The sequence below is a fragment of the Gracilibacillus orientalis genome, from assembly GCF_900114645.1.
In the GTDB taxonomy this organism is placed as follows: domain Bacteria; phylum Bacillota; class Bacilli; order Bacillales; family Amphibacillaceae; genus Gracilibacillus; species Gracilibacillus orientalis.
The window spans coordinates 326519-345561 of sequence record NZ_FOTR01000004.1; the positions used below are offsets into that span (position 1 = coordinate 326519).

Genomic DNA, 19043 nt, shown 5'->3' on the forward strand with positions numbered 1-19043 from the left:
TCTTTTTTGAAAAAATGATAAGTAATGATTAAATGAGGTGGAAATAATGGCAAATCAACTGAGTGGAAAAGATATTTTAGAGAAAAATTTCAAAACTGGAATGAGAGGTTATAATCAAGAAGAAGTGGACGAGTATTTAGATGTTATTATTCAGGACTATGAATATTTTCAAGAAGAAATGAATCGACTGCAACAAGAAAATGAACGATTAAGAAAACAGTCTGATCATACACGTATTCGTCCAAGTACGTCTAATCATCAAGTTAATTATGACATTTTGAAACGACTTTCTAATCTGGAAAAAGCAGTCTTTGGAAAGAAATATGAAGAATAATCTACCATTCTATCTTTAGATTTCCATTGACTATTGCTTCATTCGTGTTACAATAATGAAGGCTTAAATAAGAGGAATGAATGTTGAAGTAATCGCTGCACATACTATATGTGTAGAGGAAAGTCCATGCTCACACAGGCTGTGATGCCTGTAGTGTTCGTGCTTGACGAAATCATAAGTCAGGGTAACCTTTTTAGGTTAACGGCAGGGAAAACACCTACGTCTTTGGATATGGTGTGAATACCTTGAAAGTGCCACAGTGACGTAGCTAAATAGGAAACTATTTAGGTGGAACGCGGTAAACCCCTCGAGTGAGCAACCCAAATATTGGTAGGGGCATCTTCCATTAGGGAATTCAACCGAACGAAGGACAAGCTTTTGGCTTGTAGACAGATGATTACTCCTTTGGTACGAGGCTGACCACCGCTGGCAGTACGAAAAGGACAGAACATGGCTTACTGACATTCATTCTGGTCGTAAATAGGATTCTAAACCCCTTTCTTCATAAAAGGGGTTTTGTTGTACATAATGATATATGAACGAGAATTCATTCAGCAGCTTATATCTTAAAACTATGTGAGAAACCACTTATATCTCTTCAAGTAAGGGAGCAAAAAGAAAGGATTTTATAAATGAAAAATACAGTTACCTTAATTGCGACAGCAGCGATGGGACTAGAGGCAGTTGTGGCAAATGAAGTACGCCAATTAGGGTATAAAGACGCTACTGTTGAAAATGGCAAAGTAATCTTTGAAGCAGATCATGATGCCATTGCACGTTGTAATCTTTGGTTACGAACAGCGGATCGTGTGAAATTACTGATAGGGGAATTTGAAGCAAGAACTTATGATGAATTGTTTGAAGGAACTAAAGCTTTACCGTGGGAACAGTATATTCCGGAAGATGGAAAGTTCCCGGTGACTGGAAAATCACATAAATCTACATTATACAGTGTTCCAGATTGCCAATCGATCGTTAAAAAAGCTATCGTTGAAAAATTAAAACAAAAATATGGAATTGCTAACTGGTTAGAGGAATCAGGTTCAGAACATAAAATAGAAGCTGCACTACTAAAGGATAAAGTAACGATAACATTAGACACATCTGGTGCCGGCTTACATAAAAGAGGATACCGTGTAGGACAGGGTGATGCACCATTGAAAGAAACACTTGCTGCAGCATTAGTCCAATTAACCAACTGGCGTGTAGATGAGCCGTTTTTTGATTTATTTTGTGGTTCAGGAACGATTCCTATTGAAGCAGCATTAATTGGGCAAAATATTGCACCTGGTTTTAACCGATCCTTTTCCGCGGAAGAGTGGACATTTATTAACTCGTCTATTTGGGACAAGGCTTTGGAAGAAGCAGAGGATTTAGCTAATTATGATCAACCGCTTGCGATTTACGGATCTGATCTGGATCCTAAGATGATCAACATTGCTCGAGATAATGCGATGGAAGCAGGACTTGCTGATTTAGTGCAATGGAAACAAATGAATGCTGCAGACTTTCATTCGAAAGAAGACGTGGGTTACATTGTTAGCAATCCTCCGTATGGGGAGAGGATTGGTGACAAGAAGGAAGTAGAGGCGATATATCAAAAGCTTGGTGCAGTGCTAAAAGATTATCCAGCATGGAGTAAATATATTCTCACTGCAAATGAAAATTTTGAAGCATTATTCGGTCAAAAAGCCTCCAAGAAGCGAAAGCTGTTTAATGCGTTTATAAAAACGGATTATTATCAGTATTTCGGAAAAAAGTCTAAGTAAAACCCAATATTATCAAGGGTTTGAAGCTTTTTTCTATGTAGTTGTAAGAAAAACAAAATATATTATTTGTTACCGCACTAATCCAAAATTGGAAAGGTGCGGTTTTTTTGTTGCTGAAATTCGATATTAAAGATTTTAGATGATCGAATTTAATGGAATGCAAGGATAATGGAAATAAGACAAGTATGTTAAACAGTAAATGAAGAACATTCGATTATTTTCAATTACATGCCCAATGAAGAAATTTATGATAGCCGTGAATCTCCTCGTTTATCTTGACTTGACTAATGTGGTAGATCAAATACTAGGGTTAAATGGTACAGTTACTTATGCGACTGTACTTTTTGTGTATTGCCGAGAACTTAGCTGAGGTTGGCGTGTTGGTGCCGTCCAATCTAGCAATCAAACTAAAGCATATAAATAAAGAAAGTAGTAAAAGGGGCACGGAAGGAATATAAGGGAGTTTAACGATAAAGAGGAGGAAAGATGATGGTTAAAATTTATATTGATCCAGGTCATGGTGGCAATGATCCAGGAGCAACCGGCAATGGATTAAAAGAAAAAGATTTAACCTTGGCCATTTCGCTTAAAATGAGAGAAAAACTTGCAAAATATCAAGGTGTTTCTGTTCGTCTAAGTCGTACCAATGATAAAACTTTATCTTTAAGCCAGCGTACTAATGACGCTAATAGATGGGGAGCAGATTACCTTATTAGTGTACATGTTAATGCTGGTGGAGGTACCGGATATGAAGATTATATCTATAATGGCTTATCTTCAAGTTCAAGCGCTGCTAAAAAACGAGACACTATGCACACTGAAATAATTACTAAAATTAACATGCCAAACAGAGGAAAGAAGAAAGAAAATTTCCACATGGTAAGAGAATCCAAGATGCCAGCAATTTTAACGGAAAATGGATTTATTGATACAGTCGATGATGCAGCTCGATTATCAAAAGGTTCTTTCTTAGATGACATCGCTCAAGGCCATGTGAGTGGATTGATAAAGATTTTTAACTTAAAGAAAAAAGTAAAGGCAACAAATCCAGATGCGGTTATTGGAAGGGAAAAGACGGCTAATTTAAAAGTAGATGGCTATTGGGGTAGCAAGACGACAAAAGAATTACAACAAGCACTTGGAACGATCGTTGATGGTGTGATTAGTAATCAATCTAGAAATAAGGTAACTAATAGAATAGTTTCTGGTATCACATTTGGAACGGGTGGCAGCTTAGTTATTAAAGCTTTGCAGCGTAAGATTGGCGCCAAAACTGACGGTTATTTAGGACCACAGACAATTAGGAAATTACAAGCTTATCTTGGTACTCCACAAGATGGTGTATTAAGTAAACCATCTCTTGTAGTGAAGGAGTTACAACGTCGTCTTAATAAAGGCACATTATAAGCTAATACCATATATCTATGAATCATCTTGATAGTAATTATTTGTTTTATTAGTATTTTTAAAATGGCTGCATATTGAATAGTTATTAATCAAAATTCATTGAAATACTTTACAATAGACCTGATGATTATTATAATTATGGTTGATTAGAATAGTTCGGTTAACAACTTAGTTGCTAATTTAACAAAAAACCCGTTTCATATAATATAAAATGAAACGGGTTTTTTCCTGTTAACAATGAGGGTTTAGATAATAAGTTATGATATATCCAAAAATGAGGTTGGGATTACTTCCTTTATTTACTTTCTGAATGAATTAATAGAATACTAGACTTATAATCTAAAAAAATCTATACTAGCGATAGAAATAATTTCGTATTCAAGATAAAAATAAAAAGTTTGTACAAGAGTGAGGGATTTCTAGTGAAAGACAGTGAAATATTGGCTTATTTCTTAGAAAATTTATGGACAAAAGGGTTTAAATTAGCAGACGAAGAAGTAAACTTTATATATTTTGGGCAAAAATTTACGGATACTTCAATAGAACATGTCAAGTTAGCGTTATCATTTACTTTACAACTGCAAATGTCATTTGACAGAAGTTTTTATATCAGTTTATTGGAGTTATTTAGTCGGCATAATATTCAAAATAAAAAAGAAGCCATCTTGCTTTTAAAACAAAATGGCTTAATGAATTAGTTAATTCAATTTTAGAGCTTTTCGCGCTAATTCATCCGCATGTTTATTTTGTTTCTCAGGAATCCATTTTATAAAAAAATAGGGAAAAGAACTTGATAATTGATTAATCTGATTTAAATATGACTGAAATATATCATTTTTTACATACTCGTTTTCAATTGCATCTACCACAACTTTTGCATCGGATCTAAAGGAAATAATCTCATCTGGAAAGCGCTCCTTGCATAACTCCAATGCTTTAATAACTGCTATAAATTCCGCTTCGTGATTGGAATATTCACCGATAAATAAATATTCTTCCATTTGCTGTTGTCCAGTTTTTATATATATGCCAATGCCACTTGGACCTGGATTTCCTTGACTGGCTGCATCTGTATAGACTTCAATCATTATAATACCCCTAACATTTACTTATTTATATTCGATCTTAGGTTTCATTTTCTTTGCGATATATAAGAATGGTGTGTCTAAAGCAGATACAACAAATTTTATAATATAAGTTGTAAATAAAATGCTGAGCCATGCATCCCATTCATGCACATCATAAAATGCAATAGAACAGAAGATAAGTGTATCAATAAACTGACTGATCATCGTGCTACCGTTATTCCGGATCCATAAATACTTATTGGAAGGTAACAACTGTTTTAACTTACCATAAATCCAGACATCAATATATTGACTGACAACATATGCCAACATACTTCCGATGGCGATATTTGGAATCAATTCAAAAATGGTTTCAAGTGCCCCTTGCGCAAAGTCATCTGAATGCGGAGTGAATCGTAACACAAATTGCATCACAATGGTCATAATGAGCAGGGAAGAGAACCCCATCCATACAGCTTTTTTCGCTTCTTTTTTACCGTGATTTTCATTTAATATATCCGTAGCTAAAAATACTGTTCCATACGTAATATTACCCAGTGTAGCTACTAATCCGAGCATTTCAACTGTTTTTAACACCTGGATATTTGCGATTACAGTAGACATTCCTATCCACACAAATAAGCCGGCTTTTCCAAACAGACGATACATAATTAATAATAACGCAAAATTAATAATAGCAAATATAATCCACAATAGTTCGTTTGGCAATATTTGTTCCTACCTTTCTTCGTAATATATTTTGTAGTCAATAAATAAAATTACCATAGTTTCAGGATTTATGTAAATATAAAAATATATTAGAGCAATATAAAAGGCGATGATTGGATCATCGCCTTGTTCATTTTCATTTATTTTTTTTCAACATTAGCAGCTTGTGGGCCTCTTTCGCCTTCAACGATTTCAAAAGATACGTCTTGACCTTCTTCTAGTGTTTTGAAACCTTCTTGTTGGATAGCGGAGTAATGTACAAATACATCATTTCCTTCTTCCAATTGAATAAATCCATACCCTTTTTCTGCGTTAAACCATTTTACTACACCGTTTTCCATGTTATCTTTCCTCCTAAAACCTTTCACGCAAAAACGTGTTAATACAAAAAAGATGGTGGATAATGAAAAAGGTAGCAACTACAGAAGTATAGGATCACCATTCCATTTACTTCTATAGAAGCTACCTGATAATAATGAACCCAAAACATCTTCTTTGCTTGTACCAACTATAGCTTATTTTACCAATTCCGTCAAGATATTCATGGCATAGAAATCCTTTGTTTATAAGGACTAAAACCTTTTCATCATCACGTGAACATGATATTGTAATAACAGAATTTTCATTTTGAGGTGTTACGATTGACAATACTAATTGGGTTAACAGGTTGGGGTGATCATCACTCACTTTACGATAATGCAAAGGATAGACAATACAAATTAACTGCCTACAGTTCACATTTTCCAGTTGTTGAAGTAGACAGCTCTTTTTATGCTATCCAATCTACAGAAAATTATCAAAAATGGGTGAGCGAAACACCAGATGCGTTCTCTTTTGTTATTAAAGCATATCAAAGCTTAACAGGTCATGACCGTAAATATTTAACCAACCGAGAGGCAAAAGAATTAGTGGATGCTTTTATCAGCTCCATTCAACCAGTGATTCAGGCCAACAAATTAAATACTGTATTATTTCAGTTTCCGCCGTGGTTTGATATCAAGCAACGGAATATAAATAAAATCAAAAAAATTAAACAGTGGATGGGCGATATACCAATAGCTATTGAATTCAGAAATCGAACTTGGTTTGAAGGTCATCAACAAGAAACATTGGCATTTCTAAAAGACCTAGGAATAACACACGTCATTTGTGATGAACCACAGGCTGGGAAAGGATCTGTTCCAACCGTTTTAGAAACAACAAGTGACCGTGTATTAATCCGATTCCATGGAAGAAACATTCATGGCTGGAATAATCACGGTCAAGAAAATTGGAGAGAGGTTCGTTTTTTATACCGTTATAATCAAACCGAATTACAGGAATGGGTGAAGCGTATACATACACTTCAAAAACAAGCAAAAGAAATAACTATATTATTTAATAATAACTCTGGAGGGGATGCAGCTGATAATGCTAAACAATTATTAGAATTACTGGATATTACATATCAAGGATTACATCCCAAACAAATTGATTTTTTTGACTTAATGTAGTGATACTCGTTTGGCACCTAAGTATCTTTCTGACCAATAGCTTACGTTTAATTCACTTATTTCTACACCATTGGATTCACCAGCATGAATAAACTTGCCATCCCCTAAGTAAATACCGGCATGGGATGGACCTGGTTTGTATGTTTCAAAAAATACTAAATCTCCCACAGATGGCTGGTCAATATGCTTGGTTGCATTCCATATTTCACTCACTGTTCGTGGTAGGTTTACATCTAGTTGATTATATACATACTGTAAATAACCACTACAATCAAATCCTGAAGTGGATGTTCCACCCCATCGGTATGGTGTGCCAATATGTTCTTTAGCGCTAGAGATGATTTGACTGGCACTTACCGATGATTTAGAAGTTGAGGTATTTTCTTTCTTTACAGGTGTTTCTTTATTCGCTTCGGCTTCTTCTTGATTCGTTTCATCTGATTTTTCGTTGGATTCCTGCTCGGTTACTTCTACTGATGCTACTTGAGGTGCTTCAACTGTCTTTTCATGTATTTCTGCTTCAATATGGTGAATTTCCTCACCTGTATCCTGTTTATATGCTTCTATTGCTTCATTTGATTTTTCACCATATATACCGTCGATATTCGCACGGTAGTAACCAAAATAGAATAAAGCTTCCTGTACCTCTTTGACATCTTCCCCGCGATCACCCATTGAAAATGTTAGTTCATGTTGTTGTAATAAGTTTTCATAATATTCTTCTTCTTCATTTATAATGGCTTTTACTGTTTTTTCATTTGCTTTTCCATTTTGCTCTAACAAATGCTCTTGTTGAAATTTCGTTAACGCATATTCTGTCAAAACGCCAAACTCTCCGTCAATAGATGAATCATAGTATGATAATTTTTGTAATTTGTGTTGCAGCATTCGAACCGATTCATGCTGCATACCGAATTGCAGCATGTTTGATTGTTCTAATACCTCGTTTTGCATCAATGGATAGGCATCGACATAAAAAGCAAATGGCTGGCTAAATGCAAAGCTGTAAGCGACGGAGTGTTTTACTACTCGTGATATTTGATCTTGCAACATCATAAAACCACCCCTTACGAAATTATTACTTACAGAAAAATTTATGTTAAAATAGGGGAAATATGATTTTTAGTTACATTTGTTATGTATTTGTAATAAACGCTGGTCAGGGAGGAAGATTAAAGATGTCAATGAGTGAACAAAACTATTTGAATTTATGTAAAAAAGTACTTGCAGAAGGAACAAAAAAAGATGATCGCACAAATACAGGTACTTTATCGATATTCGGCCATCAAATGCGCTTTGATTTACAGGAAGGATTCCCGTTACTAACAACTAAAAAAGTACCCTTTCGTTTAATTGTTAGTGAATTATTGTGGTTTATCAAAGGTGATACGAATATTCGTTACCTTTTAAAACATAATAACAATATTTGGAATGAATGGGCATTTAAAAATTGGGTGGAGAGCGATGAGTACAAAGGACCGGATATGACGGATTTTGGCCATCGTTCAATACAGGATCCTGACTTTAAGAAAGAATATGATCAGCAAATGGATATTTTCAAAACTAACATTCTAGAAGATGACGCTTTTGCAGCCAAGTTTGGTGATTTAGGTTCGGTTTATGGTAAACAATGGCGTGCCTGGAAAACGTCACATGGAGAAACGATTGATCAATTCAAAGATGTGATCGAAGCGATTAAACATAATCCATATTCAAGAAGGCATATTGTTTCTGCGTGGAATCCGGAAGATGTTCCAAGTATGGCGCTACCCCCATGTCATACGATCTTTCAATTTTATGTAGCGGATGGAAAATTAAGTTGTCAGTTGTATCAGCGGAGTGGTGATATCTTTTTAGGTGTACCTTTTAATATTGCCAGTTATGGATTGCTAACACTGTTGATTGCTAACGAATGTGGATTAGAACCAGGTGAATTTATCCACACGTTTGGTGATGCACATATCTATGCCAATCATCTTGAACAGGTGGAAACACAACTGAAACGTGAACCAAGAACGTTACCAACTGTTTCTATCAAGGAAGGTTTATCTATTTTTGATATTGAAATAGAAGACATTAAACTGGAAAATTATCAACCACATCCAGCTATTAAAGCACCAGTAGCAGTATAAAAGGAGGAACAAAATGATTTCACTATTATTTGCAATGGGAAAAAACAGAGTGATCGGAAAAGATAATACGTTACCGTGGCATTTACCTAAAGATCTTACATTTTTCAAAGAATTAACCACGTCTGAATCCATTATTATGGGACGAAAAACATTTGAGTCGATGAATGGCCCTTTGCCAAAGCGTGAAAATATTGTATTAACCACCAGGCAAGAGTTTGCTCATGATAATTGTAAAGTGATTCATTCAATAGATGAGATTAAAGAAATGGACCAGGTGAATCCCGAGAAAGAATGGTTTGTCATCGGTGGTGAAGAAATCTTTAAACAAGTGCTCGATTTTGCAGATCGAATCTATATGACTTATATTGATGAAGTGTTTGAAGGTGACACATTTTTCCCTGTTTTTGATGGAACAGAGTGGAATGTAACTAAGAAAGAAAAAGGGAAAAAGGACGAGAAAAATATATATGATTATTACTTTATTCAATATGATCGGAAAAAGTCATAATATTTTTATCGTTAATAAAGACAAGCATGTGAAATCATGATAAGATAAAAGGTAATGATAATCTGATTATACATAAAGGGGCGCATAAAATATGTTATCTTCTATTGGTATTCCCGGGCTAATCTTAATATTAGTTATTGCATTAGTGGTTTTTGGGCCGAAAAAATTGCCTGAAATTGGTAAGGCAACAGGGGAAACGTTACGTGAATTTAAAAACTCTGCACGTGATTTGACAGATGAAGAAAATGAACAAAAGGAAAATAAATCGTAATTTTTTATTGATCAATAAACGAGGTGAACGTCATGTTATCTAATATTGGCTTTCCAGGATTATTTTTAATTTTAGTTATTGCGTTGGTTATTTTTGGTCCTTCTAAATTACCAGAAATAGGTAAAGCTGTTGGCAACTCTTTACGCGAGTTTAAAAAAGCAACCAATGATATTATGGATGAAGATAAAGATAAATCAGGCAAATAAGGAAAGAAAATTTTAAAATTTGACCATGTGGATAAAGTTAAGCGCAAGAAGCTACGTCCAGCAACTAGCAAACTTCCCTCACCGATAAGTCAACATCGATCCATTCTTGTTGCACGAGCGCAGTTTTGTACATTGCTAATCGGGAGCTTGCGCTTTTGTTCTCATGTAACATTGGCTTATGATGAAGGGACGTTTAAAATGAAGCAAGACAAATCATTACCAAATGAGAAGGAAATGGGGTATTTAGACCATTTCGCTGAATTACGTAATCGCTTGTTATGGACCGCACTAGTATTTGTAGTATTTTTTATCGGCGGTCTTTATTTTGTGGAAAATATTAGAGATTTCTTTTTAAATGATATAGATATCACATTAAATCTGATTTCTCCAGAAGAAATTATTTGGATCATCTTCATGATTGCCTTTGTAGTTGCACTTGCTGCAACATTACCATTTCTTTGTATACAATTATGGTTATTTGTTAAACCAGGCCTAACGAAACGTGAGCAACGAATTTCATTGGCTTATATTCCAGTTATTTTCATTTTGTTCGTATCTGGACTTGCCTTTGGATACTTCATTTTTATACAGCTCATTCTGCCATTTGTATTATCATTGAATGATGGATTGTTTGATACGATGTTCACAGTTGAAAACTATTTCCGCTTTATATTTAGAGTGACATTACCGTTTGCTGTATTTTTTGAAGTCCCGGTTATTACCATGTTTTTAACTAGTTTAGGTATGGTTACACCACAATTTTTAAGTAAAACGAGGAAGTACGGTTATTTTATCCTTGTTATTATCGGAACTATGATTTCACCGCCAGATTTTATATTGCAAATAGTAGTTGCTATTCCATTAATCGTACTATATGAAATCAGTATCTTGCTATCGCGAATTGTTTATCGCAAAAAACAAGAGAAACATCGTAAATTTATGGGAAATTAATACAAAGGATTGAGGGGAAGTATGAAGTCATTTTATCAATTTATGATGCGTTACCGTGGAAATAAACAACTAGATGATGCTCGAAGGTTAGCTGATTGGATGTTTTATGACCATGGCTTTCCAAAGCATTCTCATGATTATTATGAAATTAGTAGTTATCTTGAATGGCAAACTCCTTTTCCAGAAGCAGTTGCAACTTATGATGACTTATGGGAGGAGTATATAGATGAAGTAAAGCCATGAGTGCCTGGGACACTCATGGCTTTTACCTACTCATTCAATAGCTCTATAGCTACAATATTGTCGAATGGCACCTTGCTAATCATAGATGCTTCTTGAACGGTTATCTTTCTTTCGTTGGGATGCATCTTAATAATATGGCCAATAATCGGATTAAATGAACCATATTGATAATAATCTAATCTCACCTTTTGCTTAGTGTGTATCACCTGTTGTACGGTTGATTCCATTTCATTGACATAATCTTCACTTAAAACCGGCTTTTCCTTAGGGGGTTCTTCGGAAAAGAAATCTTGGAGCATTTCAACATGCTCTGGCAACATTAAAGAAGCCCATTTTATTTTACCTCGATCATGTACCAAACAAATCACCTCAATAATATTGTACACGAACATTCGTTCTTTAACAATAGACTTCGATCACTTGTTCGTGTATAATAATAGTGAAAATATGGAAGGGATGGTGAATACTATATGAAAATTTTACATACAGCAGATTGGCACTTAGGAAAAATCGTTCACGGATTGCATATGACAGAAGATCAAGGTATGGTCCTGCAGCGTCTTATTGATATTATTCAAGCAGAACAACCAGATGTTATCATCATTGCAGGCGACCTTTATGATCGAGCGGTTCCACCAAGGGAAGCCGTTGAATTATTAAACTCATTTTTTACTACTGTATCCGTTGAAATGGAGATTCCAATTGTTGCTATTTCTGGTAATCATGATAGCCCTGATCGACTCGGATTCGGAGCAAGTTTGTTTCAATCCAAGCATTTATATTTAGCAACAGCTATGGAGGATGTGTTTAAACCAATACATTTTAATGATGGGGATAAAGATGTTTATTTTCATTTAGTTCCTTATTTGGAACCAGAACAAGTAAGACACTATTTTCAAGAGGAAGCAATCCAAACACACCAAGATGCAATGGAGCGGATCGTGAGACAAATTGAAGAAGAAATGATAAATCATGCTCAGCATATTTTAGTAGGGCACGCCTTTATTGCTGGCGGTATGGAATCGGAGTCTGAAGAAAGACTTACGATGATTGGCGGTACTCCTTATATCGATGCTTCTATATTTAAATCTTTTGATTACATTGCCTTAGGACATCTACATCAACCTCAAAAAATTAATAGTGATTTTATCCGTTATTGCGGCTCTATCATGAAATATTCCTTTTCCGAAGCAAACCATAAAAAATCTGTAACTATCTTAGAACTAGATGAGAATGAGAAAACTGTAACTACTATCCCCTTAAAAGCTCCAAAGGACTTACGTATTGCAGAGGGTTACTTTGAAGAATTATTAGAGGGGAAAGTAATGGAAGCAACAATTGACTACTTGCAAATTCGATTGCTAGATGATGGACAAATCATTGATCCTGTCACAAAGTTGCGCAAGCTTTTTCCAAATATTTTACGCTTAGAACGTAAACATCATTTAGTACATCATTCACTTAAAGAGATCCAATCGATAAAGAAAAAACAGAAAATGACCCATGAACAACTATTTGCATCTTTTTATAAAGAGATAAAAGGATCGGAACTTTCTGAAGAACGGGCGAAATATGTACAAGATGTCATACAAAAAGTTATGGTAGAAGAGAGGGAGAAGTAATATGCGTGCATTAAGCCTCGAACTAACTGCATTTGGACCCTATCGAGAGAAGCAACGGATAAATTTTACCGATTTAGGAGATGAACCGATATTTTTGATTACCGGTCCAACTGGTGCTGGAAAAACAACTATTTTTGATGCAATTTGTTTCAGTTTATATGGGAAAGCCAATGGTACTGACCGTGATCAAGATGGTTTTCGTAGTCATTTTGCCAATGTATCTGAACTAACTTCAGTCAGTTTTACCTTTGTATTGCATCAAAAAACATATTGTGTCATGCGTAGCCCAAAACAACAAAAGCCTAAAGCGCGAGGAGAAGGGTATACAGAGGAAGCGGCTAGCGCTAGTCTTTATGTTTACAATCACGAACAACAATGGGAATTAATAGTTTCCAAGATTAAAGATGTGAATGAAACTATCGAAGAAATGATTGGACTTGATTATGAACAATTCAAGAAAATGATTATGATTCCCCAAGGTGAGTTTAGAAAATTAATCTCTGAAAATAGTAAAGAACGTGAAGAAGTCTTACAAAAAATATTCCGGACTTATTTCTATAAAAATATGACTGAAAAATTAAAAGAAGAAGCAAAATCTTTAAAGGAACAATGGGAAAAGCGAGATTGGCAATATCAACAAGAATTAGAAAAGCTTCCTGATGAGACTATCGATCCTGACTCTCATAAAAAGGTGAAAGAACAGCTAGAAGACCGTTACCTCAATCTAGAAGAAAAAAAGGCTTCACTAAATAAAGAATTAGATCAAGTAAGCAAACAATTATCTGTGTTTCAAGAGCAATATTATCAGCAAAAAAAGCTAGTAGATCATTTTCATGAGTATGAACAGTTGCTAGATAAACAAAATCAATTGCAGCTGAACCAAAAAGAAATAGATACATTACATGAAAAACTCGAACTCGCAAAAACAGCTGAGAAAATAAAACCGATAGAAGAATTAATGCAAACAAGAAAACAGGAATGGCAGTTTCAACATCAGAAATTTGAAGATATAGCCAAACAACAAAAAGACATACAGATTCTATTTGAACAATCTAAAGTTAAATATGAAGAAGAACAAAAGAAAGAAAAAGAACGTGAATCCTTACAATTCCAATTGAAGGAACACCAACAATTACTAGCGAAAATGGATGAATTTGAAACTACAGGAAATGAATTAAATAAATTGGACGAAACATTTAAGAGCACACAGGAAAAACAAACCTTATTGGAGAACAAAATCAAAGAACTAGACAAAAAGAAAGAAACGAGTTACGAGATCAGAGATAAGATCCATGAATCAGACAGCACTTTGCAAAAACTAAAACATGAAATAGAGCAGCTGCGGCGAAAAGCGACAAATATGCAGGATTTAAAGAAAGAATATCAAGAACTATTAGTGTTAAGAAAAGATTATCAGCAATATAAAAATGTCGCTGATAAGCTACAAACAGCAGCTGATGCACAAGCAAAGAGATGTGAACAGCTAGAACAGGAAAGAAAAAAACATTTTGCAAGTCATTTGGCAGCATCATTAGACGATGGAAATGCATGCCCTGTATGTGGCTCCATTCATCATCCTGATCTCGCCAAGATAAAAGATTCAAGTATTTCCGATGAATTGATGGATAAAGAGACCAAATCTCTAACTTCATTACAAGAAGAAACTCAAAACATGCAAATGACACTCCTGCAAATTAAAGAACAAGGAGAAGGGAAAAAACAACTCGTTACGCGATTAATCCAATCATTAGAAATGGATAAGGAACAAATCACACATGAACAACTGCAACAAATCGATACATCCTTACTCGAAAGCATCCAGCATAATAAAAAAGAATCACAAAAGCATCAACATACGGTTCAAGAATTACAAAGTCAATTTAAACAAATTCAAACGGCCATGCAGGATTATGATCGGTTAAAGCAAGAATTAGCACGAATACAAGAAAAGCAGCAGGAAATAAGTAAAGATTATCATAAAGTACATGCTCAATATTCACAACTTAAAGCGCAACTTCCTGATGGTGTGGAATCACCTACAGCCTTTAAACAACAAGTTATTATGTTAGAACAAGAACTGAATAAAAAAATGCAGCAGTGGAAAGACGTACAAGCACATTATGAAAAAGCGATTGAAGATAAGAACAAGGCAGAAACTAAATATCAGGAAGCAAATCAGTTTACTAATCAATTAAAGCAAAAATCCAACGAGCAAGAAAAGAAATTTAATCAAGCACTTGTTGATTATCAATTTGTCTCGATTACAGAATATAAACAAGCACTTCTACCTCTTAAAAAACAGCAGGAAATAGCAAATGACATATCAAAACATGACGAACAAAAAAATGTAGTGAAAAATCGTTTAATTAATCTAGCAGAATGGATAAAAGATGTTGAAAAACCAGATTTAACAAAACTGGAAGAAAAAATAGCCGATGTTGAAAAAGACAAAGATGAAAAAAATAAACAGATGCAATCTATTGCATTTCATATCGATTTATTCATTGCTACGATTCGGAAAACGAATGAATTAGAAAAACAAATGAAGGAAATAAACGATGATTATTTCCATATTGGGGAATTGGCTGATCTAGCCAGAGGTGACAACACTGCAAGACTCTCCTTTGAGCGGTTTGTATTATCGACCTTTTTAGATGAGATATTGTTACAGGCAAATATACGCCTTGACCAAATGACAGACCATCGTTATCAATTAATTCGAAGTGAAGAGTTAGCAAAGCGTGGTGCGCAAAGTGGTCTCGATCTTGAAGTACTTGACCATTACACTGGTAGGAAAAGATCAGTAAATACACTTTCTGGTGGTGAAGGCTTCAAAGCAGCTCTTAGCTTGGCGTTAGGAATGGCTGATATTGTCCAAGCTCATGCAGGTGGTGTACAATTAGACACCCTATTTATTGATGAAGGATTTGGTACCCTTGACGAAGTATCACTGGAACAAGCAATTAAATGTTTAAAAGAATTACAGCAAGATCATCGTATGATTGGTGTTATTTCCCATGTAGCACAATTAAAAGAAGAAATTAAAGCAAAATTAGTAATAGAAGCATCGCATACCGGTTCTACGGCAAAGTTCAAAATAGGATAAAAATAATCAAAAAGGTACAAAAATCAACACCAACTAAATATATCCTGTCAAAACATGCGCTTGCCCAGGAAATATTATTTGTCATCAACTGTTCATTTCCTTAGATGTCATCTGTGATATTTGTATTACTAGGCAAAAGAAAAAAGGAAATATTTTTGGCCTGCTCCTTTTCAAAGCCTATACCATTCTAGACAAACGAACATATACTATCTCAACATGCTATACGGAAGGAGAATGTATATGTTTCGACCGCCAAACCAACCACCGATGTTCTCGCAACAGAATATACCAACACAGGGGTTATTTCCCCGTGGTCCTGTTCCAAATCAAATGACGAATCCGACCGGACTACAAGGATTATTGCAACGTTTCTTACCATCACAAGCTTCTAATATGACCACCCAGGCAACAAATGTGGCAACAGGTGGAGGCTCAAATTTAATGGGAACGATTAATAATGTACAACAAGTTTTAAAAGTCGCACAACAGGCCACGCCATTAATTAAAGAATACGGTCCAATGATTAAAAACGCTCCGAAATTAATCAATATGATGAAGGCTTTAAACGAGATAAATGATGATGACGAGGAAGTACAAGGGGAAGAGGAAGCGGAAGAATTGGATATAACGGAAAGTACACCGACGTCAAAAAAACAAGTGAGTACAAATTCTGCTCCAATTCGTACGAGTGAATCTCAGCCAAAGTTGTTTATTTAAATTTCTTTAAAAACAGTCCACTTGCATTTTTTAGACACTAAGAGCACAATAAAAGTAATCACGTTTAGTAGGAGGCTTTTTCATGACAAAGCAATCTCTCGAGAAAGCAATTTTTGCAGGTGGCTGTTTTTGGTGCATGGTAGAACCATTTGATGAACAACCTGGCATTGAAAAGGTTGTTTCTGGTTACACAGGTGGAAACATGCCTAATCCAACATATGAAGAAGTGTGTACCAATACAACAGGACATCGCGAAGCAGTTGAAATTACGTTCAACCCAGAAATATTTTCATATCAAAGATTATTAGAGATATTTTGGCAACAAATCGATCCCACTGATCCCGGTGGCCAATTCCACGATCGTGGTGAGTCCTATAAAACCGGTATTTTTTATACTAATGATCAACAAAAAAAATTAGCTGAGCAATCTAAACAGACATTAGAAGATAGTGGTAAGTTTAATGAACCTATCGCAACAGACATATTACCAGCAAAACCTTTTTATCCAGCAGAAGAACAACATCAAGATTACTACAAAAAACAAAGCTTCCATTATCAAATGTATAAAAAAGGTTCAGGTAGAGCGGATTTTATTAAAAGAACTTGGGGTAAAAATTATTCAAAAGAAGAGTTGAAAGAGCGCTTAACTCCAATTCAATATCATGTAACACAAGAAAATGGCACAGAAAGACCATTTGATAATGAATATTGGAATAACCAGGGAGAAGGTTTATATGTAGACATTATCAGTGGTGAACCACTGTTTTCAACTGCAGACCAATATGATGCAGGATGCGGATGGCCAAGTTTTACTAAACCTGTAAACCGTAGCCGGGTTGAAGACAAACTGGATACTTCACATGGTATGAGAAGAATTGAAGTAAGAAGTAACGAAGCTGATTCTCATCTCGGTCATGTATTTGATGATGGGCCGGTTGAAAATGGTGGCATGAGATATTGTATTAATTCCGCTGCCTTAAGATTTATTCCAAAGCATAAGTTAAAAGACGAAGGTCTTGAGGAGTACCTGGCACTATTCGATTAACTTCCCGTTATTGTGCCGGGAGTTTTTACATATAAGAGGGCGTGTATTATGGTCAGAAATATAAGTTATCTTTTGTTAATGTATACCGTTTCATTAATAATAACCGGATTATTCCTTCTTTTACATTTCCCACTTCCATGGATATTAGGACCACTGGTAGCTGTATTTATTCTGAATTGGTTAATAAGCCAACCACTTGCACAAAACAATACGATATTGCAAATCAGCTTTTTGCTTACGGGAGCGCAAATAGGCTCAACATTTACAGCTAGCACGCTAAGTAAAGTAATTCCATATTTTATTCCGTTTTTAGTTATTACTTTATTATTGATATATGTATGTATGAAAAGCGGCGAATTATTAGCTAAATATGCAAAAATAGAATCATCAACTGGTGTGTTGGGAAGTATCCCTGGTGGGTTATCCGTTATGGTAGCAATGAGCGATTCAATGAATGCTAACACTGGATTAGTAGCAATTTTTCACACTATCAGACTAATGGCCGTCTTGTTTCTTGTACCACTTATGGCATCCTTTATGTTTGCTCAGACGGATACACAGCAAATGCTCAGTAATACAGCTATCGAATTAAACGTTTGGACAGTACTGTTGTATTTACTGTTATTCGGATTTGCTTATCTGTTACGCTATAAAATACCGGCCCCTTATGTATTGATCCCCATGCTAGTAATTGCAAGTCTCAAACTACTATCTATACCAGTAAGTGATGTGCCAGTTAGCTTATATCACATAGCTCAGCTGTCAATTGGTATTCATCTAGGCTTATCGATAACGATAACAGATTTGAAGAAAGTAGGTAATTTCTCCTGGATCTTCCTTTTATTCACCTGCGTTATTATAATGATATCAACCGTCTTGGGATACATATTTGCCAAACTGTCCGATCTCAGTTTCGCTACGGCAATGCTTAGCCTTGCACCAGGTGGATTGGTGGAAATGGCGATTACTGCTGGTGAGGTAGGGGCAGATCCATCAATTGTGGGATCACTGCAATTGATACGACTGTTATTTATTATCATCGTATTGCCGTTTATTCTTAAAAAGATGACAATTTCTTTTAATAAACCATAATAGTATTATGTCAACTTCGCAAAATCCCTTGTGTAAAAGTCAATAAATGTTATGATAGAAGGAAGGAGGGACATAAATGATTCACCAAAATTGGGAAAACAATCGTACAATTAAAAATATTAAATGTGTCCATACTAATGCAAAAAAATATAAAGTAAATTCTGTTTTAACAGAAGGAAAAATATATGACGTAAAAAACGAAACAGATGAATTTTATTTTGTTATTGACAATACCAATCGAATAGCTGGTTTTAAAAAGGATTACTTCGAACTTGTTTAACCATGTTTATTAATAGCATTTATTGGGAAAACATAAACAATAAGGGTTTTTATGTTTAATATTAGACTTTT

At 35.0% G+C, this 19043-nt stretch carries 22 protein-coding genes and 1 other RNA gene; 18 read left to right on the forward strand and 5 right to left on the reverse strand.

Annotated features, from left to right (window positions below):
• Window positions 1-46: 46 nt before the first annotated feature.
• From gpsB to BM121_RS10050, 5 genes are all read left to right on the forward strand, one after another.
• On the forward strand, window positions 47-334 hold the full coding sequence (gpsB, locus tag BM121_RS10030; RefSeq protein ID WP_091483501.1) for a cell division regulator GpsB: 288 nt from the start codon (window positions 47-49) through the stop codon (window positions 332-334).
• 79 nt (window positions 335-413) lie between these two features.
• An RNA gene (gene rnpB / locus BM121_RS10035) (RNase P RNA component class B) lies at window positions 414-797 on the forward strand.
• Window positions 798-966: 169 nt separating this feature from the next.
• Entirely contained in the window at window positions 967-2103 is a 1137-nt protein-coding gene (locus tag BM121_RS10040; protein ID WP_091483502.1) for a THUMP domain-containing class I SAM-dependent RNA methyltransferase, read from the forward strand.
• 489 nt (window positions 2104-2592) lie between these two features.
• Entirely contained in the window at window positions 2593-3510 is a 918-nt protein-coding gene (locus BM121_RS10045; protein ID WP_091483503.1) for an N-acetylmuramoyl-L-alanine amidase family protein, read from the forward strand.
• A 422-nt stretch (window positions 3511-3932) separates the two neighbouring features.
• Window positions 3933-4208 carry a DUF6123 family protein gene (locus tag BM121_RS10050; RefSeq protein ID WP_091483504.1) on the forward strand — a complete coding sequence of 92 codons (276 nt, stop codon included), beginning with the start codon at window positions 3933-3935 and terminating at the stop codon, window positions 4206-4208.
• On the opposite strand, the gene BM121_RS10055 is transcribed toward BM121_RS10050, so the two are convergent.
• From BM121_RS10055 to BM121_RS10065, 3 genes are all read right to left on the reverse strand, one after another.
• Window positions 4209-4598, reverse strand: a complete 390-nt coding sequence (locus BM121_RS10055; RefSeq protein ID WP_091483505.1) for a ribonuclease HI family protein — start codon at window positions 4596-4598, stop codon at window positions 4209-4211.
• A gap of 21 nt (window positions 4599-4619) precedes the next feature.
• A complete protein-coding gene (locus BM121_RS10060) occupies window positions 4620-5306 on the reverse strand; it encodes a queuosine precursor transporter (protein WP_175495386.1) in 687 nt (228 codons plus the stop codon).
• Between the two features lie 140 nt (window positions 5307-5446).
• Window positions 5447-5647 (reverse strand): cold-shock protein, encoded by a 201-nt coding sequence (locus BM121_RS10065; RefSeq protein ID WP_091483506.1) that lies wholly within the window; start codon window positions 5645-5647, stop codon window positions 5447-5449.
• A 300-nt stretch (window positions 5648-5947) separates the two neighbouring features.
• Between BM121_RS10065 and BM121_RS10070 the strand changes: the two genes are divergently transcribed.
• Window positions 5948-6799 (forward strand): DUF72 domain-containing protein, encoded by an 852-nt coding sequence (locus BM121_RS10070; RefSeq protein WP_091483507.1) that lies wholly within the window; start codon window positions 5948-5950, stop codon window positions 6797-6799.
• On the opposite strand, the gene BM121_RS10075 is transcribed toward BM121_RS10070, so the two are convergent.
• Window positions 6791-7852, reverse strand: coding sequence for a C40 family peptidase (locus BM121_RS10075; RefSeq protein ID WP_245780776.1), 1062 nt, complete (start codon window positions 7850-7852; stop codon window positions 6791-6793). The genes BM121_RS10070 and BM121_RS10075 overlap by 9 nt on opposite strands.
• Window positions 7853-7977: 125 nt before the next feature.
• Here BM121_RS10075 and BM121_RS10080 point away from each other — a divergent pair, with 125 nt between their 5' ends.
• The 6 genes from BM121_RS10080 to BM121_RS10105 all read left to right on the forward strand — a co-directional run bounded on the left by BM121_RS10080 (window position 7978) and on the right by BM121_RS10105 (window position 11110).
• The gene (locus BM121_RS10080; RefSeq protein ID WP_091483509.1) at window positions 7978-8931 is read left to right on the forward strand and encodes a thymidylate synthase; all 954 of its coding nucleotides are present in this window, start codon (window positions 7978-7980) and stop codon (window positions 8929-8931) included.
• Between the two features lie 13 nt (window positions 8932-8944).
• The gene (locus BM121_RS10085) at window positions 8945-9439 is read left to right on the forward strand and encodes a dihydrofolate reductase (RefSeq protein WP_091483510.1); all 495 of its coding nucleotides are present in this window, start codon (window positions 8945-8947) and stop codon (window positions 9437-9439) included.
• A gap of 91 nt (window positions 9440-9530) precedes the next feature.
• Entirely contained in the window at window positions 9531-9710 is a 180-nt protein-coding gene (locus tag BM121_RS10090) for a twin-arginine translocase TatA/TatE family subunit (protein WP_091483511.1), read from the forward strand.
• Between the two features lie 32 nt (window positions 9711-9742).
• Entirely contained in the window at window positions 9743-9916 is a 174-nt protein-coding gene (locus BM121_RS10095; RefSeq protein WP_091483512.1) for a twin-arginine translocase TatA/TatE family subunit, read from the forward strand.
• Between the two features lie 198 nt (window positions 9917-10114).
• Window positions 10115-10867 (forward strand): twin-arginine translocase subunit TatC, encoded by a 753-nt coding sequence (gene tatC / locus BM121_RS10100; protein WP_091483513.1) that lies wholly within the window; start codon window positions 10115-10117, stop codon window positions 10865-10867.
• A 21-nt stretch (window positions 10868-10888) separates the two neighbouring features.
• Entirely contained in the window at window positions 10889-11110 is a 222-nt protein-coding gene (locus tag BM121_RS10105) for a YozE family protein (protein WP_091483514.1), read from the forward strand.
• Window positions 11111-11136: 26 nt separating this feature from the next.
• Here BM121_RS10105 and BM121_RS10110 read toward each other — a convergent pair whose 3' ends face one another.
• Window positions 11137-11469: a YolD-like family protein gene (locus BM121_RS10110; protein ID WP_091483515.1), complete on the reverse strand. Its 333-nt coding sequence runs from the start codon at window positions 11467-11469 to the stop codon at window positions 11137-11139.
• A gap of 111 nt (window positions 11470-11580) precedes the next feature.
• On the opposite strand from BM121_RS10110, the gene BM121_RS10115 reads away from it, so the two are divergent.
• From BM121_RS10115 to BM121_RS10140, 6 genes are all read left to right on the forward strand, one after another.
• Window positions 11581-12732, forward strand: a complete 1152-nt coding sequence (locus BM121_RS10115; protein ID WP_091483516.1) for an exonuclease SbcCD subunit D — start codon at window positions 11581-11583, stop codon at window positions 12730-12732.
• A gap of 1 nt (window position 12733) precedes the next feature.
• The gene (locus BM121_RS10120) at window positions 12734-15838 is read left to right on the forward strand and encodes an AAA family ATPase (RefSeq protein WP_091483517.1); all 3105 of its coding nucleotides are present in this window, start codon (window positions 12734-12736) and stop codon (window positions 15836-15838) included.
• A gap of 240 nt (window positions 15839-16078) precedes the next feature.
• On the forward strand, window positions 16079-16555 hold the full coding sequence (gene vrrA / locus BM121_RS10125) for a VrrA/YqfQ family protein (RefSeq protein ID WP_175495387.1): 477 nt from the start codon (window positions 16079-16081) through the stop codon (window positions 16553-16555).
• 82 nt (window positions 16556-16637) lie between these two features.
• Window positions 16638-17600 carry a peptide-methionine (S)-S-oxide reductase MsrA gene (gene msrA, locus BM121_RS10130; protein WP_091483519.1) on the forward strand — a complete coding sequence of 321 codons (963 nt, stop codon included), beginning with the start codon at window positions 16638-16640 and terminating at the stop codon, window positions 17598-17600.
• 48 nt (window positions 17601-17648) lie between these two features.
• Entirely contained in the window at window positions 17649-18692 is a 1044-nt protein-coding gene (locus tag BM121_RS10135) for an AbrB family transcriptional regulator (protein ID WP_091483520.1), read from the forward strand.
• Between the two features lie 76 nt (window positions 18693-18768).
• Window positions 18769-18972, forward strand: a complete 204-nt coding sequence (locus tag BM121_RS10140) for a DUF6501 family protein (protein WP_091483521.1) — start codon at window positions 18769-18771, stop codon at window positions 18970-18972.
• Window positions 18973-19043: the final 71 nt, after the last annotated feature.

Excerpts from the sequence above, each read along its gene's own strand:
- BM121_RS10085 (WP_091483510.1), top strand. The coding sequence starts at position 8,945 with ATGATTTCACTATTATTTGCAATGGGAAAAAACAGAGTGATCGGAAAA.
- vrrA (WP_175495387.1), top strand. The coding sequence starts at position 16,079 with ATGTTTCGACCGCCAAACCAACCACCGATGTTCTCGCAACAGAATATA.
- BM121_RS10105 (WP_091483514.1), top strand. The coding sequence starts at position 10,889 with ATGAAGTCATTTTATCAATTTATGATGCGTTACCGTGGAAATAAACAA.
- gpsB (WP_091483501.1), top strand. The coding sequence starts at position 47 with ATGGCAAATCAACTGAGTGGAAAAGATATTTTAGAGAAAAATTTCAAA.
- BM121_RS10120 (WP_091483517.1), top strand. The coding sequence starts at position 12,734 with ATGCGTGCATTAAGCCTCGAACTAACTGCATTTGGACCCTATCGAGAG.
- BM121_RS10055 (WP_091483505.1), bottom strand. The coding sequence starts at position 4,598 with ATGATTGAAGTCTATACAGATGCAGCCAGTCAAGGAAATCCAGGTCCA.
- tatC (WP_091483513.1), top strand. The coding sequence starts at position 10,115 with ATGAAGCAAGACAAATCATTACCAAATGAGAAGGAAATGGGGTATTTA.
- BM121_RS10045 (WP_091483503.1), top strand. The coding sequence starts at position 2,593 with ATGGTTAAAATTTATATTGATCCAGGTCATGGTGGCAATGATCCAGGA.
- BM121_RS10075 (WP_245780776.1), bottom strand. The coding sequence starts at position 7,852 with ATGTTGCAAGATCAAATATCACGAGTAGTAAAACACTCCGTCGCTTAC.
- BM121_RS10135 (WP_091483520.1), top strand. The coding sequence starts at position 17,649 with ATGGTCAGAAATATAAGTTATCTTTTGTTAATGTATACCGTTTCATTA.
- BM121_RS10115 (WP_091483516.1), top strand. The coding sequence starts at position 11,581 with ATGAAAATTTTACATACAGCAGATTGGCACTTAGGAAAAATCGTTCAC.
- BM121_RS10040 (WP_091483502.1), top strand. The coding sequence starts at position 967 with ATGAAAAATACAGTTACCTTAATTGCGACAGCAGCGATGGGACTAGAG.
- msrA (WP_091483519.1), top strand. The coding sequence starts at position 16,638 with ATGACAAAGCAATCTCTCGAGAAAGCAATTTTTGCAGGTGGCTGTTTT.
- BM121_RS10080 (WP_091483509.1), top strand. The coding sequence starts at position 7,978 with ATGTCAATGAGTGAACAAAACTATTTGAATTTATGTAAAAAAGTACTT.
- BM121_RS10095 (WP_091483512.1), top strand. The coding sequence starts at position 9,743 with ATGTTATCTAATATTGGCTTTCCAGGATTATTTTTAATTTTAGTTATT.
- BM121_RS10140 (WP_091483521.1), top strand. The coding sequence starts at position 18,769 with ATGATTCACCAAAATTGGGAAAACAATCGTACAATTAAAAATATTAAA.
- BM121_RS10065 (WP_091483506.1), bottom strand. The coding sequence starts at position 5,647 with ATGGAAAACGGTGTAGTAAAATGGTTTAACGCAGAAAAAGGGTATGGA.
- BM121_RS10090 (WP_091483511.1), top strand. The coding sequence starts at position 9,531 with ATGTTATCTTCTATTGGTATTCCCGGGCTAATCTTAATATTAGTTATT.